Source organism: Chimaeribacter coloradensis (assembly GCF_002858715.1).
In the GTDB taxonomy this organism is placed as follows: Bacteria; Pseudomonadota; Gammaproteobacteria; order Enterobacterales; family Enterobacteriaceae; genus Chimaeribacter; species Chimaeribacter coloradensis.
The window spans coordinates 15,379-30,333 of record NZ_PJZH01000012.1 but is presented as its reverse complement, the minus strand read 5'-3'; the positions used below and the strand labels follow the sequence as shown (position 1 = coordinate 30,333).

Here is a 14,955-nt window from a genome sequence, read left to right as displayed (position 1 = left end):
AGCCGCCCGCGGGCGGCTTTTGTTTTGGTCTATCGCCTCTCAGCGGTCAATAGAGCACCTTACGCGCGGTGCGCAGCGTATCCACCAGCGAGCCTATCGCCACCACCACCAGGAAAATCCCCAGCATCACCATCGCGTTAAAGCCGAACTCCTTGAACAGCAGCAGCCCGGCAATACAGCCGGAGAGGAACGAAAACACCGTGGTAAGGTGGGTGTTGAGCTGCTTTTTATGGAGGCGGCGGTCATCCGGCGCGGCGCGGGTAATAAAGGAGGAGAGGAACGAGCCGAGGGCGATCCCGGCGTCCGTCAGGGTACCGGTGATGTGGGTCGATCTCACCCGCCCATTCGACAACTGGGTCGAGGTAGAGTTGTGGATGCCCATCAGGAAGCCGAGCAGCACCAGCACCTCCCGGTTATTGTGCGGCGAGTAGCGCACCATCTCGAATATCGAGGTCAGGGCCAGCGCCACCCCTTCTGCCAGGATAATAAAGCAGTAGACCGTCCGTATTTTCTTCTTCAGGCCGGTGTCCACCACAAAACGGGCGCTGGCCGAGCCGATCACAAAGGCGGTAATCAGCACCGCCAGAAAGATCAGGTCGTTCATGTCTGAACTGGACACCTCACTGGAAATCTGTGAGGCGTTGCCGGTCATGTGGGAGGGGAAAAAACCAAAGGCACCGAGTGCCATCGCATTCAGGATGCCCGCCGTGGTGGCCAGTACCAGCGCCAGATAGCGATCTTCCGTGTGTGACCTGACACGCTTCTTTTTTATCAGCACATTACCACCTGTCTTCTCAAAGGTTTTGGGGAGGCGCATCCCAAAATAATGGGGCGCTCTGTTAAGCATATCTGTTGATTGCCGGGTTGCGCGCAGGCATAAAAAATTGATCTGGATCAATTTGTTACTTTTGCTTTCATTTATAAAGATGCCGCAGGTTTTTATCGAGAAGTGTAAAGAGCACCGGACTGATAGCAATTTCTCTTGATGAAACATATTATTACGTAAATGTTACGGAATTACGTTGTTTGATACGCCCCGGCTGTTTACCCTTTTTGCCGAATTTATTGTCCTTAATGGAGTGGAAGTGATGTTTAAGCAACTTGTTACTGGGAGTGTGGTGAGTCTGGTGCTGATGAGCGGTGCGGCGCAGGCGATTGAAGGCAGTGTGGATGTGGGTGAGCACAATACCAACCTGAACGTGGGCCTCGGCACCACCTCCCCGGGCCTGTTTCTGAAAGGCAACTGGCTGCGCAGCGACCACGACGGCAGCACCTCCGGCCTGGCACTGGGCTACAACATCGATGCCGGCCCGCTGCGCATTGCGCCGACGGCAAAAGCGATCTTCGCCCACCCGGAAGACGGTAAAGACGGCTTTGCCGTGGCCGTGGGTGCCGGTGCCCAGTACAGCTTCAACAACATGTGGGGCCTGTACGGCGAGTACTACTACGCGCCGGAAGCCTTCACCGACCGCCTTGACAGCTACCAGGAAGCCTCCGGCGGCCTGAGCTTCACGCCGATCTCCCTGCTGAACCTGCGCGTGGGTTACCAGTACCTTGAGCTGGACAACAAAGACGGCCGTAAAGACAACGTGCTGATCGACGGCCCTTACGTTGGCGCGTCTGTGCGTTTCTGATAAGCTTTTCTTATGTTAAGGGCGGCTGCGGCTGCCCTTTCTGACGGCTGCTTACCACGCTTTGCCCTTTTCGAAAAGCGCAAAAAGCCCGCCCGCCGTGCTGCTGTTCCGGCCCCCGCCCCTGCAAATTATGATCTGATTTTTCGCGGAAAAGCGGTAAACTGGCGCATACCTCCCTGTTACGTTGCCCCTCATGAACTACTACTCCCCCGATGACAGTCATCTGACGTTGCGCGCGCTCCGGTTTGTACGCCGGATGTTTATCATGCGGCAACTGGGCACCTTTCTCTGTTTCATCCCGATCCTGTCAGTGCTGCTGGCGACGAAGAGCGCGCCCGGCCTCAGCGCGCTGCTGGCAGTGAATGCCTTTGTCTGGCCCTATGCGGCCTACCGGCTGGCGCGCATCGCCCCCGACCCGATAGGCCGCGAGCGGCACCACCTGACCCTGGATGCGGCCCTGGGCGGCGTCTGGGTGGCGCTGATGGGCCTTAGCCCGGTGCCCTCGCTGGTGATCATGGCCGTGCTCGCCTCGGACCGTTACGCAGCCGGGGGCTGGGCGCAGCTGAAACCGGCGCTGATGGCCTTTTGCGCCGCCTTTTTGCTGGCCTGGACGGCGGCCGGCACGCCGCTGCATCTGGCGTTCAGTTCGCTCACCGTCTGGCTGACCCTGCCGCTGGCCACCTGCTACATGCTGGTGCTGAGCGCCGTCTCCTACCACCTGACGCTGAGTCTGCGTAAGAAAAACCGCGAGCTGGAGCGGATCGCGCTGATGGACCCCAGCCTCCAGATCCCTAACCGCAGGCTGTTTGAGCGGCGGCTGGAGAGTGAGCTGCTGCGCACCCGGCGCGGCGAGAGCGCGGCCTACCTGATGCTGCTGGACGTTGACCACTTTAAGCAGGTCAACGACACCTTCGGCCATGAGACCGGGGATTTTCTGCTGGCGGAGATCTCGGCGCTGTTGCGCAATGAGGTCGGGCTGGAGGATATTCCCGCCCGCTTTGGCGGTGACGAGCTGGGCGTGATTGTGCGCAACGCCGATGACCGGCGCATCCTCGCGCTGGCGGAGAAACTGCGGGAGAAGGTCGCCGGCATCCGCCTGCCCGGCTCAACGGGCTTCCGCTGCACGGTAAGCATCGGCATCGCCGCCGCCGGGGACGCCGATACCATTCACGTCTGGTTGCGCAACGCTGACCGCGCCCTTTACCACGTCAAACGCCACGGCCGGGACGGCGTCAGTCTGGCGGAAGGTAAACCGGTTCACAGTGCGGAGACGCTGTCAGTGGTGAAATAGCAGGCAGAGAGAGTGGCGAAGAAAAGCACATTACCCTGTAATAACGTGATTATCGTCACTTTCTACTGCAACATGATGGAAATTTTCAGCCATTTGTTTTTATACTGATATGCACTTTACCTACAACAGCAACGAGTGCACATCATGATTGATTCCCGCCTGCCCCTGACCGATATTCACCGCCACCTTGACGGCAACATCCGTGCGCAAACCATCCTGGAGCTGGGCCGCCAGTTCAATTACCCGCTGCCCGCCGATGCGCTGGAGGCGCTGCGCCCCCATGTGCAGGTGATGAAAAATGAGCCGGATCTGGTGAGCTTCCTGCAAAAGCTGGATCTGGGCGTGGCGGTGCTCGGCTCGCTGGAAGCCTGCCGCCGCATCGCCTACGAGAACGTGGAAGATGCCGCCAACGCCGGGATTGACTACGCCGAACTGCGCTTCTCGCCGGGCTACATGGCGATGAACCACAACCTGCCGGTGGCGGGCGTGGTGGAGGCAGTGATTGACGGTGTGCGCGCCGGTATCCGTGATTTCGGCACCGAGGTGCGGCTGATCGGCATCATGAGCCGTACCTTCGGCGAAGAGGCCTGCCTGCGTGAACTCGACGGCCTGCTGGCGCACCGCGACGGCATCACCGCGCTGGATCTGGCCGGTGACGAGCTGGGCTTCCCGGGCAGTCTGTTCCTCAGCCACTTTACCCGCGCGCGTGACGCCGGGATGCGCATCACCGTGCACGCCGGCGAAGCGGCCGGGCCGGAGAGCATCTGGCAGGCGATCCGTGAGCTGGGCGCGGAGCGCATCGGCCACGGCGTGAAAGCGGTGGAAGACCGCGCGCTGATGGATTTCCTCGCCGAACACAAGATCGGCATTGAGTCCTGCCTCACCTCCAACATCCAGACCAGCACCGTGGCCTCGCTGGCGGCGCACCCGCTGGCGACCTTCCTGCGCCACGGCGTGCTGGCGTCGATCAACACCGACGACCCGGCCGTCCAGGGCATTGAGCTGCCGCACGAATACCAGGTCGCCGCCCCGCAGGCCGGGCTGACGGCGGCCGAGATCCGCCAGGCGCAGGAGAATGGCCTGACGATGGCGTTTATCAGCGATGCGGAAAAACAGGCGCTGCGCGACAAAGCCCTCGCCCGTTAAGCCCCACCCGGCGCAGGCCCCCGCCTGTGCCGCTTCTCCTTTTCAGCCCCCGCTTTTTCTGATTCCCCTGCCTTCGCTGGCAAAACCGCCTGCCCTGACTACGCTGAAAACAGCGCAACTCAGGAGATGGCTATGCGTCTTGCCTCATATAATGTGGAAAACCTGTTTGACCGTGCCGCCGTGATGGATCAGGCGGGCTGGAGCAAAGGGAAGCCGGTGCTGGAGAAGTTCGCCGCCCTGAATGCCCTGCTGGGCGAAGTCACCTACAGCGACGCGATGAAGAAAAAGATGGTGTCGCTGCTTACCGATCTCGGGCTGGAGAAGTCCGACACCGGGCCGTTTGTGCTCCTGCGGCGTAACCGCGGCGCACTGCTGAAACGGCCGCGGGCCGGGGGCATTGAGATCACCGCCGGGGGCCGCGCTGACTGGGTCGGCTCGCTGGAGCTGATTGAGGAGCCGGTGAATGAGGTGGCGATGCGCGTCACAGCCAGGGTGATGATCGACCTTGAGACGGACATCCTGGCGGTGATTGAGGCGGAGAGTCGCCCGTCGCTGGCGGCATTTAACCAGGAGATCGTCAAAGCGCTGGGCGGTGAGCCGTTCCGCCATGTGATGGTGATTGACGGCAACGACACGCGCGGCATTGATGTCGGGCTGATGAGCGGCGCAGACTACCCGATCGGCGAGATGCGTAGCCACGTCGATGACCGCGACGGCGACGCGCTGATCTTCTCGCGCGACTGCCCGGAGTACAGTATTCCGCTCGCCTCGGGCGAAATGCTGTGGGTGTTCGTCAACCACCTGAAAAGTAAGGGGTACGGCAGCAAAAGCAGCTCAGATGCCCGCCGCCGCCAACAGGCGCAGCGGGTCAAAGCGATTTACCAGCAGCGCATCCGGGAGGGCCACCCACTGATTGCGATTGTCGGGGATTTTAATGACACGCCGGAGAGTGACGCCCTGGCCCCGCTGCTGAAAGAGACCGACCTGCGGGACGCCTTTACCCACCCGGCGTTTGATCAGGGCGGTTACCCCGGCACCTGGGGCAACTGCAACGCGGACAACAAGCTCGACTACATTTTGCTGTCACCGGCACTGTGGGACAAGGTCAAGGCGGGCGGTGTGCTGCGCAAAGGGATGTGGCCGGGCGTACGGCCGGTGAAATGGGAGGCCTACCCGGAGATTAAAGCGCCGGAAAATGCCGGTTCCGATCACGCCGCCCTGTGGGTAGACCTCGATATTTAACCGCCGGTGCGCCAGCGGCGGACGATCGCCTCGCTGGTCTCCACCCGGATGGGGTTGCCCGGCATGGTCAGCCCCGCCCAGACTTCATTATGCTGGCCGATCAGCTGCTCCGCCGTGGCCCAGGTGCGGTCGGCGGTGGTGTGGGCATCTGACGCCACGGTGACCGCATAGCCCCGGCTGTTACCCGCTTTCAGGGTGGTATCCACGCAGTAATCGGTGGCACAGCCGCAGATCACGAAATCATGGGCGTCCAGCGCCTGCAACGTCGCCGCCAGTTCCGTGTGCCAGAAGCCGTCACAGGCGGTTTTGGTGACCACGATGGCGTCAGGCGGCACCTGCAACTCCGGCAGCAGTTGCCAGGCCGCGGTGCCCGCCTGCATGTCGCCCTCTTCATGGCAGATAAAAATGGTCTGGTCGGCGGCGGCGATCAGCGCGTTGATGCGCGCCGCCCTGCCGTCGCGGTCAAAACGCGGGGTGTCAAACACCCCGTTCTGCATATCCACCACCACAAGAATGTTCCGGTTCATGCTGTTCCTGGCGTGAGAATGGCGGAGAACGATCCCCGCCGGGAGAAAGGCACTGACGGCGCGCAGGGCGCACCGCGAGCATCGCGTTAACGGCGCGCCGGGCGCTTCACCACCGGTTCCGGGGCGGCGGCCTGTTGCGCGGCGGTGCGGCGGGCGTAACGCGCGGCCAGCACCGAGCAGACCATCAGCTGGATCTGGTGGAAGATCATCAGCGGCAGCACCATCGCGCCCACGGCGGCCACCGGGAACAGCACGTTGGCCATCGGGATGCCGTTTGCCAGGCTTTTCTTCGAGCCGCAGAAGACAATGGTTATCTCATCCGCCGTCGAGAACTTCAGCAGCCGCGCGGCCCAGGTGTTGATCACCAGCACAATCGCCAGCAGCACCAGCGACATCACCAGGATCGACAGCAGTGACCAGCCGTCAATCTGGTGCCAGATCCCCTCCACCACCGCGGCGCTGAAGGCGGTATAGACCACCAGCAGGATCGAGGAGCGGTCGGTGATGTTCACCAGCTTCTTGTGGCGCTGTACCCAGTCGGCGATCAGCGGGCGTGACAAATGGCCGATCACAAAGGGCACCATCAGCTGCAGGATGATCGACTCAATGGCGTGCAGGACGTCCGGGCTGTTGCCGCCCTCCTGCGTTTGCATCAGCGCGCCGACCAGCAGCGGCGACAGGAACACGCCGAGGATGCTGGAGGCGGAGGCGCTGCAGATCGCCGCGGCGACGTTACCGCCCGCCACCGAGGTAAAGGCGATGGCGGACTGCACCGTGGCGGGCAGCGCGCATAAATAGAGGAAACCGAGGTAGACCGTCGGCGTCAGGATGCCTGCCGGCACCAGCGCCTGCATCGCCAGCCCCAGCAGCGGGAACAGGGCAAAGGTGCTGAGGAACACCACCAGATGCAGCCGCCAGTGGCCCATCCCGGCGATGATCGCCTCGCGCGACAGCTTCGCGCCGTGCATAAAGAACAGCAGCGCAATCGCCGCGGTGGTCAGGTATTCAAAAAAGATCTTGGTTTTGCCTTCACAGGGGAACAGGGAAGCGAGGATCACCACCGCCACCAGCACCAGTAAAAACTTGTCAATCCGCAAACGTTGCAACCACGACATCACTTTTTTCCTTGAAATAACAGTCCTTGAGATAACGTCCTTGAGCGGCCATGCGGGCGCAAACCCGCATGGCCGGCGATCAGGCCCGTACCGGCAGGGCGCGTTTCTGCCCGGCGGACTCCAGCCCCAGCTCAATCAGCTCCATCACCCGGATCGCCTCTGCGGCGGTGACCGGGTTGTTGCCCTGGCCATTGATGGCGTCACGCACCTGCGCATAGTAGGCCGGGTAGTTGCCCGGCAGCGTCAGCACCGCTTTCTCTGCCATGACGCCGTCGTGCGCCAGCGTCAGCACGCCGTCGCGCATGTCATAGCCCCAGTCCTCCTGCGGCAGGCGGTCACCCGCTTTCAGGCGGTCTTCCTGCGGGTCGAGGCCGAATTTCACGTAGCTGCCCTGGGTGCCCTGCACGGTGAAGCGCGGGGTCTCGGCGGCGGCATACACGGTGCTGTGCAGCACCACGCGCAGGTTGCGGTAGCTGAGGATGGCGTGGAAGTAGTCCACGGCGCGCGCGTTGGGGCGCAACATGCCGAGGTCAACATAGAGGCTGTCCGGCATGCCGAACAGTTGCAGCGCCTGGTCGATCAGGTGCGGGCCGAGATCAAACCAGATGCCGCTGCCGGGGCCGCCGCCTTCGCGCCAGCGGTTGCGCACTTCCGGACGGTAGCGGTCAAAGTGGGATTCGAAATAGACGATGTCGCCGAGGCTGCCCTCGCCGATCAGGGATTTCAGGGTCAGGAAGTCGCTGTCCCAGCGGCGGTTATGGAACACTGACAATACCTTGCCGGTGAGGCCCGCCAGTTTTTCCAGCTCGCGCGCCTGCGCCAGTGTCACGGTAAAGGGCTTATCCACCACCACATGTTTGCCGGCGGTCAGCGCGGCCTGCGCCAGCGGGAAGTGGGTTTCGTTAGGGGTGGGGATCACCACCAGGTCGATGGCGGGGTCATCAAACAACGCCTGCGGATCTTTCACCACCCGGAGGGAGGGCCAGTCCGCCGCCACTTTCCCGGCATCACTGCTGGAGACCGCCGCCAGCTCCAGGCCCGGCGTTCCCGCCAGCAATGGCGCATGGAAGGTTTTACTGGCATAGCCGTAACCCACCAGCCCGACACGAATTTTCTCAGCCATTTCACATCCTCTTGAACAGTAACCTGTCACGATTTGACACCATGACAGGCGGCAGAACAAGAGTAAATTAATTGTTAACTGATTTTAACAACCCATCGCACTAGTAGCGGTAACCGGCGACCTCCTGCTCCGGCCACGGGCGTTCGCGGTAGGGCCGCGCCGGGTAGTTGATCTCGGTGCTGCGGCGGCGGAAATCACTGGGGCTGACGCCGACCCGCTTGCGGAACACGCGGGAGAAGTAGAGCTGGTCGTCGTACCCCACCACGCGGCCGATGGTGGCGATCGACTCCTGGGTGGTCTGCAACAGCAGTTTGGCGCGGATCACCCGCTGGTCTTCGCGCCAGCGCAGGATGTTAATGCCGACCTGCTCGCGGAACAGGTGCGCCAGCCGTGACGGTGACAAGCAGACGTGGCGCGCCACTTCGTCGATGCGCAGCTCGCCCGCCAGGTTGCCGGTGATGAACTGGCACGCCTCAATCACCCGCGGGTCGAGGATTTTCTGCGGGCTTTGCGGGTCCTCTTCCATCGCGCGCAGCAGCAGCCGCTCCAGCAGGTTCATGCCCAGCTCCTCGGAGAAGCGGCGGCCGGAGCGCTGGGTCTGCTCGATGTTGGCAAACAGCCGGTCGAACTCCAGCAGCAGGGTGTTGTCCGGCAGCGTGAGGCGCCCGACCTCGTTGGTTTTGCTGCGCCACTCCAGCCAGTCGGCCCAGTAGGCGCGCGGGCGGAAGTAGACCCAGCGGTGGTACCAGCAGTCGCTGTTGGCGGAGCGGCCATAGTGGTGCGACGCCTTCGGCGGGAACAGCAGCAGGTCGCCGGGGTTGCAGTAGAAGGTCTGCTCGCCGTCAAACACCTTGCCCTGCCCTTTGATGGTCAGGTTAAGGATGTAGCCTTTCATGCCGCCCGGCCGGTCCACAAAGAAATCGAGCGGGCCGTTGGCCATGATTGGCGTCAGCCCGGCGACCAGATAAGCATTGAAGTTATACCCCGGCAGCAGCGGGTTGGGTTGCGGTTCCTGGATCATGCGGTGATACATCTGAGCCTCCAACATCAACGCGTTAACTCAACACATTGCAGACAAGTCTATCGGGCGGCAAGCCTGCCGCCCGATAAGGTTATGGAATTGTGAACAAGAAACGGGTTTGCTCACCTTTCCCGCATCACACTGTGCGCTTGGCCGCCTGTTTGTAGCGGTCGAAGATCACCGCCGCCAGCAGGATGGCGCCGCGCACCACATATTGCGAGAACGGCGAAATATTCAGCAGGTTCATCGCATTCTCCACGGTGCCGAGGATCAGGATACCGGCGATCACGTAGGAGATTTTGCCGATGCCGCCCTTCAGCGAGACGCCGCCCAGTACGCAGGCGGAAATCACGATCAGCTCATAGCCGATGGAGGTCATCGGCTGGCCGCTGGTCATGCGCGAGGCGAGGATGATGCCCGCCGCGGCAGAGACCAGCCCGGAGAGGATGAAGATGATGATTTTGGTGCGCACCACCGGTACCCCGGCCAGCCGCGCCGCTTCCTCGTTGCCGCCGATGGCCAGCGTGTTGCGGCCGAAGGTGGTTTTGTTGAGCAGGAAGCCGAACAGGATCAAACAGCCGACGGTGATCCAGATCGGGGCCGGCAGGCCGAACCAGTTGGTGTAGCCCAGGGCGAAGAAGCGCTCATCCTCAATGCCGACCGCTTTGCCATCGGAGATGATGTAGGCCAGCCCGCGCACAATCTGCATGGTGGCGAGGGTGGTGATCAGCGCATTGATCTTCAGTCTGGCGATGACAAAGCCGTTCACCAGCCCGGAGAGCAGGCCCAGCCCCATCCCGGCGGCGACGCCGATCCAGAGGCTTTCCGTGAGGTTAATCACCACCGCGGCGGTGACCCCGGCACAGGCGATCACCGAGGCGACGGAGAGGTCAAAGTCACCGGAGGCGAGGCAGAACAGCATCCCGCACGCCACCATCCCGGACATGGAGATCGCCAGCCCCAGCCCTTTCATATTGATAAAGGAGGCGAAGTTCGGCACAAATACCGCACAGGCGATAAACAGCACGGCGAACACCACCAGCATGCCGTAGCTGTCCCAGACGCGGGAGAGGCCGAGGCCGCGGCTTTTCACCGGGCCGCTGCCCGGATTCACACTTTTCGTTTTCATAGACGGCGTGGTAACACTGGACATCATGCATTCCTCAATCAGGCAACCGCCGCAGCGGCATCGGGGGCAATATCAGGGGTGCGCAGCATCGCCAGGCTGAGCGCTTTCTCTTCGGTGGCCTCGTCGTGGGAAAGCTCGCCGGAGAGCGCGCCCTCCCGCATCACCAGCACCCGGTCGGCCAGGCCCAGCACTTCCGGCAGGTCGCTGGAGGCAAACAGCACCGCAATGCCCTGCTTCGCCAGCGCGTAGATCACGTTGTAGATCTCATGTTTGGCCCCGACATCAATGCCGCGTGTCGGCTCATCGAGCATGATCACTTTCATCTCCTCCGACAGCCAGCGGCCGAGAATCGCCTTCTGCTGGTTGCCGCCGGAGAGGTTCATGATCAGCTGGTGGGCGGTGGGCGTTTTGATGTTGAGCGCGCGGATATGCTTGTCGGCGTTGGCGCTCTCCCAGCCGTTATTGATCAGGCAGCCGGCGGTCAGGGTCTTGCGCCGGGCGCTGATGTTGATGTTCTCCCGCACCGAGTGCACCGGGATGATGCCGTCCGCTTTGCGGTCTTCCGGGCAGAGCATGATCCCGGCGCGGATGGCGTCAATCGGTGAGCGGATGGTCAGTGGTGTGCCGTCCAGCGAGAGCTGGCCGCCGGTGATGCGCGTGCCGCCGAACAGCCCTTTCATCAGCTCACTGCGCCCCGCCCCCACCAGCCCGAACAGGCCGACAATCTCCCCGGCGCGCACCTCCAGCGAGATCGGCGTTTTGACGCCCGGCGCTTTGACGTTATCGACTTTCAGGCGCACCGCGCCGTGCGGCCGCGGCGAGTAGCCGTAGACGTCACCGAGGTCACGCCCCACCATCGCCTGCACCAGTTTTTCGTTGTCCACCTGCGCCATGTCGTCAAAGGTGCGCACGTAGCGCCCATCCTTGAACACGGTAATGGCGTCGCTCAGCGCAAAGATCTCCTCCATGCGGTGCGACACATACAAAATTACCCGCCCTTCGGCGCGCAGTTCGCGGATCACCCGGAACAGCTGCTCAATCTCGCGCGCGGAGAGCGAGCTGGTCGGCTCATCAAAGGCGATCACTTTGGCGTTGCGCGCCAGTGCCTTGGCGATCTCCACCATCTGCCACTGGCCGATGGAGAGGTACTTCAGCGGCGTGTCCGGGTCGATATCCAGCCCCAGGTGTTTGAGCTGCAACTCCGCCTCATAGCGCAGCAGCTTCTTGTTCACCAGCCCGCGCTTCTGCGGCAACTGGCCGAGGTAGATGTTTTCCGCCACCGTCATCTCCGGCACCAGGTGCAGCTCCTGATAGATGATGGCGACACCGGCGTTCAGCGCGTCGGTGGTGGAGGCAAACGCCACCGGCTGCCCCTTCAGGCGGATCTCGCCGCGGGTGGGGGTGTAGTTGCCGCTGAGGATCTTCAGCAGCGTCGATTTCCCGGCACCGTTCTCGCCCATCAGGGCGTGGATCTGGCCGGCGTGGCAGTGGAAGCTGATGTCGTCCAGCGCTTTCACGCCCGGAAATTGCTTGCCGATGGCGCAAAACTCCAGGTAGGGCGACTGCGTTGTCATGGCATTGACCTCATGGGTAACAGGGACAGGTTCACAGGGTTGAACGCGGCCGCCGCAGCGGCCGCGGGCGGGGTTACATCAGCCCTTTTTTCTGCAGTTCCGGTTTGAAGTTGTCACGGGTAATCAGCACCACGTCGGTGACTTCGGTGAATTTGGCCGGTTCCGCGCCTTTTTCTACCCAGTCATGCAGCATCTGGATGCTCTTGTAGCCGTGGATGTCCGGGCTTGGCAGCAGGGAGCCGAAGAAGCCGGTGGCCTGCGCCTTGGACAGCTCGCTTACTGCGTCCACGCCGTTGATGCCGATGCCGATCACGTTCGGGGCCTTGAAGCCCTGCCCTTCGGTGGCGCGCACGCCGCCCAGCACGGTGTTGTCATTCATGCCGACGATCAGCCAGTTTTTCACTTCCGGGTGCTGCACCAGCAGCGAGTTGGCGGCGTCAAACGCGCCGGGGATGTCATTGGATTTGGTCGGGATTTTAAAGATCTGCTTCTCCGGGAACCCGGCGGCTTTCAGCGCGTCCATCGAGCCGGTGGTGCGGCGGCGGGCGGTGTCCAGCTCGTCGGCGGTGATCGCCATGACGCCGGTTTCGGCGGCGTTCCAGCCGCGTTTCTGCATCTCTTTATACAGCTCCTGCCCCTGGCGCTCGCCAATCTTGGTGGCGGCCATCATCACCAGCGGCACGGTTTCCATCGGTTTGCCTTTGGCGGTCACGAACTGGTCATCCACCGCAATCACTTTCAGGTCATAGCTGCGCGCCTTGGCCATGATCGCCGAGCCGAGTTTCGGGTCCGGCGTGCAGATCACAAAGCCTTTGGCACCGCTGGCGGCCAGGCTGTCGATGGCGTTCAGCGTTTTCTCGCCGTCCGGCACCGCAATCTTGATCACATCAAAGCCGAGATCTTTGCCCGCCTTATCGGCGAACTTCCACTCCGTCTGGAACCACGGCTCTTCCGGCTGCTTCACCAGAAAGCCGAGTTTCATCGTCTCGGCGATAGCTGAATGTGACATAACCGCGGCCAGCGCGACAGCAGCCAGTCCCTTAGTGAATTTATGCATGATGCTCTCCGGTCTTATTGGTGTTGTTCACCCGGTGCAACGGGCGGTGTGAAAACGTTATCAGTAGAGGTAAAACGGGGTGGGTCTGGCCGTGAGTGCCCGGTTCAGGCGCGTTGCGGCCGCACACCCTCTGTAAGACGGGATAAGTTTTAACGGGAAACCGGGCGGAAAATGTAGAGCGCTATCACATCTGGGGATTACAGCAGGAAAGTGCATAGATATAGCAAATTTAGCCAACCATTAACTTTTGACTGACATCACAGAAACATCCAAAGAAGCAGGAAAGTGCATACTTGCAGCAAGCGGCTCCTCACCCTGCCGTGCCCCACACTCCTATGGTAGTCAGCACTTACCCTGAGACCCAAAGGAGTACCCAGAATGACGCAAGGTGCCATTGCTATCGGCCTTGATTTTGGCAGCGATTCGGTACGCGCGCTGGCAGTGGATTGCCAACGGGGCACGGAACTCGATACGGATGTCGTCTACTACCCGCGCTGGCAAGAGGGGCGCTACTGCCGCCCGGCGCACAACCAGTTCCGCCACCACCCGCTCGACTATATCGAGGCGATGGAGCAGGCGGTCCGCAACGTGGTTAACCGCTTAAGCGCGGAACAGCGCGCTGCCGTGGTCGGCATCGGCGTGGACTCCACCGGCTCCACCCCCGCGCCGGTGGATGCCGAAGGACGGGTGCTGGCGCTGCGCCCGGAATTTGCCGACAACCCGAACGCCATGTTCGTGCTGTGGAAAGACCACACGGCGATTGAAGAGGCGGAAGAGATCAACCGCCTGTGCCGCAGCGGCCGCTTCCCGGACTACACCCGCTACATCGGCGGCGTCTACTCCTCTGAGTGGTTCTGGGCCAAAATTCTGCACGTCTCCCGCCAGGACGCCGCCGTGCGTGAGGCCGCCGCCTCCTGGGTGGAGTTGTGCGACTGGATACCGGCGCTGCTGGCCGGGAAAACCGCGCCGGGCGACCTGCTGCGCGGCCGCTGCAGCGCGGGCCACAAAATGCTGTGGCACCCGGAGTGGAACGGCCTGCCGCCGCGTGACTTCTTCGAGGCGCTCGACCCCTGCCTGGTGGAAAACCTGCCCTGCCCGCTGTTCACTGACACCGTGACCGCCGAGGTGCCGGTGGGCACCCTGAGCGCCGAGTGGGCGGAGCGCCTCGGCCTGCCGCAGAGCGTGGTGCTTTCCGGCGGTGCCTTCGACTGCCATATGGGCGCGGTGGGGGCCGGGGCGCAGCCCTATACGCTGGTGAAAGTGATCGGCACCTCCACCTGCGACATCCTGCTCGCTGACGCCGCGCGGGTAGATGACCGCGCCATCGCCGGCATCTGCGGTCAGGTCGACGGCAGCGTGGTGCCGGGGATGATCGGCATGGAGGCGGGGCAATCCGCCTTCGGCGACATGTACGCCTGGTTCAGCCGGTTGCTGAGCTGGCCGCTGAAACAGGCCGCCGCCGCCAACCCGGCGCTGGCCCCGCAGCTCAAACAGATTGAAGCAGACCTGCTGCCGGCCCTGACCCGCGCCTGGGCGGAGAACCCGTCACTGGAGAGCCTGCCGCTGGTGCTGGACTGGTTCAACGGCCGCCGCACCCCGAACGCCAACCAGCGCCTGAAAGGGGTGATCACCGACCTGAACCTCGGCACCGAGGCCCCGGCGCTGTTCGGCGGCTTTATCGCCGCCACCGCCTTCGGCGCGCGCGCCATTATGGAGTGCTTCGAGCAGCAGGGCATCCCGGTGGAGAACGTGCTGACGCTGGGCGGCATCGCCCGCAAATCCCCGGTGATCATGCAGGTCTGCGCTGACGTGATGAACCGCCCGTTGCAGATTGTCGCCTCCGATCAGTGCTGTGCGCTGGGCGCGGCGATCTTCGCCGCCGTGGCCGCCGGCGAGTACGCCAGCGTGCCGGACGCCCAGCAGCAGATGGCCTGCAGCATCGAACGCACCTTACAACCCGACCCGGCCCGGGTCGCCGAGTTCCAGCGCCTCTACGCGCGTTACCAGCAGTGGTGCGCCGCCGCCGAGCCGCACTTCGCCCACGCCCCGGCCCAGCCGGTGGCCCCGGTGGCTGAACCCCTTTCCTAATTTTCCGG

13 protein-coding genes are annotated in these 14,955 nt (G+C 62.7%); 5 read left to right on the top strand and 8 right to left on the bottom strand.

Annotated elements, in window-relative coordinates; translation table 11 throughout:
- Positions 1–46 precede the first annotated feature (46 nt).
- Positions 47–778, bottom strand: coding sequence for a YoaK family protein (locus CYR32_RS12660; protein WP_241523815.1), 732 nt, complete (start codon positions 776–778; stop codon positions 47–49).
- A 310-nt stretch (positions 779–1,088) separates the two neighbouring features.
- Between CYR32_RS12660 and CYR32_RS12655 the strand changes: the two genes are divergently transcribed.
- From CYR32_RS12655 to CYR32_RS12640, 4 genes are all read left to right on the top strand, one after another.
- Positions 1,089–1,634 carry a YfaZ family outer membrane protein gene (locus tag CYR32_RS12655; RefSeq protein WP_101825023.1) on the top strand — a complete coding sequence of 182 codons (546 nt, stop codon included), beginning with the start codon at positions 1,089–1,091 and terminating at the stop codon, positions 1,632–1,634.
- A 193-nt stretch (positions 1,635–1,827) separates the two neighbouring features.
- On the top strand, positions 1,828–2,925 hold the full coding sequence (locus CYR32_RS12650) for a diguanylate cyclase (RefSeq protein WP_101824882.1): 1,098 nt from the start codon (positions 1,828–1,830) through the stop codon (positions 2,923–2,925).
- 144 nt (positions 2,926–3,069) lie between these two features.
- Positions 3,070–4,071, top strand: coding sequence for an adenosine deaminase (add, locus tag CYR32_RS12645; RefSeq protein ID WP_101824880.1), 1,002 nt, complete (start codon positions 3,070–3,072; stop codon positions 4,069–4,071).
- Positions 4,072–4,203: 132 nt separating this feature from the next.
- Positions 4,204–5,313 carry an endonuclease/exonuclease/phosphatase family protein gene (locus CYR32_RS12640; protein ID WP_101824878.1) on the top strand — a complete coding sequence of 370 codons (1,110 nt, stop codon included), beginning with the start codon at positions 4,204–4,206 and terminating at the stop codon, positions 5,311–5,313.
- Here the strand turns inward: CYR32_RS12640 and CYR32_RS12635 are convergent.
- The 7 genes from CYR32_RS12635 to CYR32_RS12605 all read right to left on the bottom strand — a co-directional run bounded on the left by CYR32_RS12635 (position 5,310) and on the right by CYR32_RS12605 (position 12,859).
- Positions 5,310–5,840: an isochorismatase family protein gene (locus CYR32_RS12635; protein WP_101824876.1), complete on the bottom strand. Its 531-nt coding sequence runs from the start codon at positions 5,838–5,840 to the stop codon at positions 5,310–5,312. The two genes, CYR32_RS12640 and CYR32_RS12635, sit on opposite strands and share 4 nt — an antisense overlap.
- Before the next feature lie 86 nt (positions 5,841–5,926).
- Entirely contained in the window at positions 5,927–6,955 is a 1,029-nt protein-coding gene (locus CYR32_RS12630; RefSeq protein ID WP_101824874.1) for a bile acid:sodium symporter family protein, read from the bottom strand.
- A 79-nt stretch (positions 6,956–7,034) separates the two neighbouring features.
- Positions 7,035–8,078, bottom strand: coding sequence for an oxidoreductase (locus CYR32_RS12625; RefSeq protein ID WP_101824872.1), 1,044 nt, complete (start codon positions 8,076–8,078; stop codon positions 7,035–7,037).
- Positions 8,079–8,178: 100 nt separating this feature from the next.
- A complete protein-coding gene (gene araC, locus CYR32_RS12620) occupies positions 8,179–9,111 on the bottom strand; it encodes an arabinose operon transcriptional regulator AraC (RefSeq protein ID WP_101824870.1) in 933 nt (310 codons plus the stop codon).
- Positions 9,112–9,235: 124 nt separating this feature from the next.
- Positions 9,236–10,252 (bottom strand): L-arabinose ABC transporter permease AraH, encoded by a 1,017-nt coding sequence (araH, locus tag CYR32_RS12615; RefSeq protein ID WP_101824868.1) that lies wholly within the window; start codon positions 10,250–10,252, stop codon positions 9,236–9,238.
- A gap of 14 nt (positions 10,253–10,266) precedes the next feature.
- Positions 10,267–11,802 carry an L-arabinose ABC transporter ATP-binding protein AraG gene (gene araG, locus CYR32_RS12610; RefSeq protein WP_101824866.1) on the bottom strand — a complete coding sequence of 512 codons (1,536 nt, stop codon included), beginning with the start codon at positions 11,800–11,802 and terminating at the stop codon, positions 10,267–10,269.
- Between the two features lie 73 nt (positions 11,803–11,875).
- The gene (locus tag CYR32_RS12605; protein ID WP_101824864.1) at positions 11,876–12,859 is read right to left on the bottom strand and encodes an arabinose ABC transporter substrate-binding protein; all 984 of its coding nucleotides are present in this window, start codon (positions 12,857–12,859) and stop codon (positions 11,876–11,878) included.
- A 378-nt stretch (positions 12,860–13,237) separates the two neighbouring features.
- Between CYR32_RS12605 and CYR32_RS12600 the strand changes: the two genes are divergently transcribed.
- Positions 13,238–14,947, top strand: coding sequence for a ribulokinase (locus tag CYR32_RS12600; RefSeq protein WP_101824862.1), 1,710 nt, complete (start codon positions 13,238–13,240; stop codon positions 14,945–14,947).
- The last annotated feature ends 8 nt before the right edge of the window (positions 14,948–14,955 follow it).

Excerpts from the sequence above, each read along its gene's own strand:
- add (WP_101824880.1), top strand. The coding sequence starts at position 3,070 with ATGATTGATTCCCGCCTGCCCCTGACCGATATTCACCGCCACCTTGAC.
- CYR32_RS12625 (WP_101824872.1), bottom strand. The coding sequence starts at position 8,078 with ATGGCTGAGAAAATTCGTGTCGGGCTGGTGGGTTACGGCTATGCCAGT.
- CYR32_RS12605 (WP_101824864.1), bottom strand. The coding sequence starts at position 12,859 with ATGCATAAATTCACTAAGGGACTGGCTGCTGTCGCGCTGGCCGCGGTT.
- CYR32_RS12655 (WP_101825023.1), top strand. The coding sequence starts at position 1,089 with ATGTTTAAGCAACTTGTTACTGGGAGTGTGGTGAGTCTGGTGCTGATG.
- CYR32_RS12650 (WP_101824882.1), top strand. The coding sequence starts at position 1,828 with ATGAACTACTACTCCCCCGATGACAGTCATCTGACGTTGCGCGCGCTC.
- CYR32_RS12640 (WP_101824878.1), top strand. The coding sequence starts at position 4,204 with ATGCGTCTTGCCTCATATAATGTGGAAAACCTGTTTGACCGTGCCGCC.
- CYR32_RS12635 (WP_101824876.1), bottom strand. The coding sequence starts at position 5,840 with ATGAACCGGAACATTCTTGTGGTGGTGGATATGCAGAACGGGGTGTTT.
- CYR32_RS12600 (WP_101824862.1), top strand. The coding sequence starts at position 13,238 with ATGACGCAAGGTGCCATTGCTATCGGCCTTGATTTTGGCAGCGATTCG.
- araH (WP_101824868.1), bottom strand. The coding sequence starts at position 10,252 with ATGTCCAGTGTTACCACGCCGTCTATGAAAACGAAAAGTGTGAATCCG.
- araC (WP_101824870.1), bottom strand. The coding sequence starts at position 9,111 with ATGTATCACCGCATGATCCAGGAACCGCAACCCAACCCGCTGCTGCCG.
- araG (WP_101824866.1), bottom strand. The coding sequence starts at position 11,802 with ATGACAACGCAGTCGCCCTACCTGGAGTTTTGCGCCATCGGCAAGCAA.
- CYR32_RS12630 (WP_101824874.1), bottom strand. The coding sequence starts at position 6,955 with ATGTCGTGGTTGCAACGTTTGCGGATTGACAAGTTTTTACTGGTGCTG.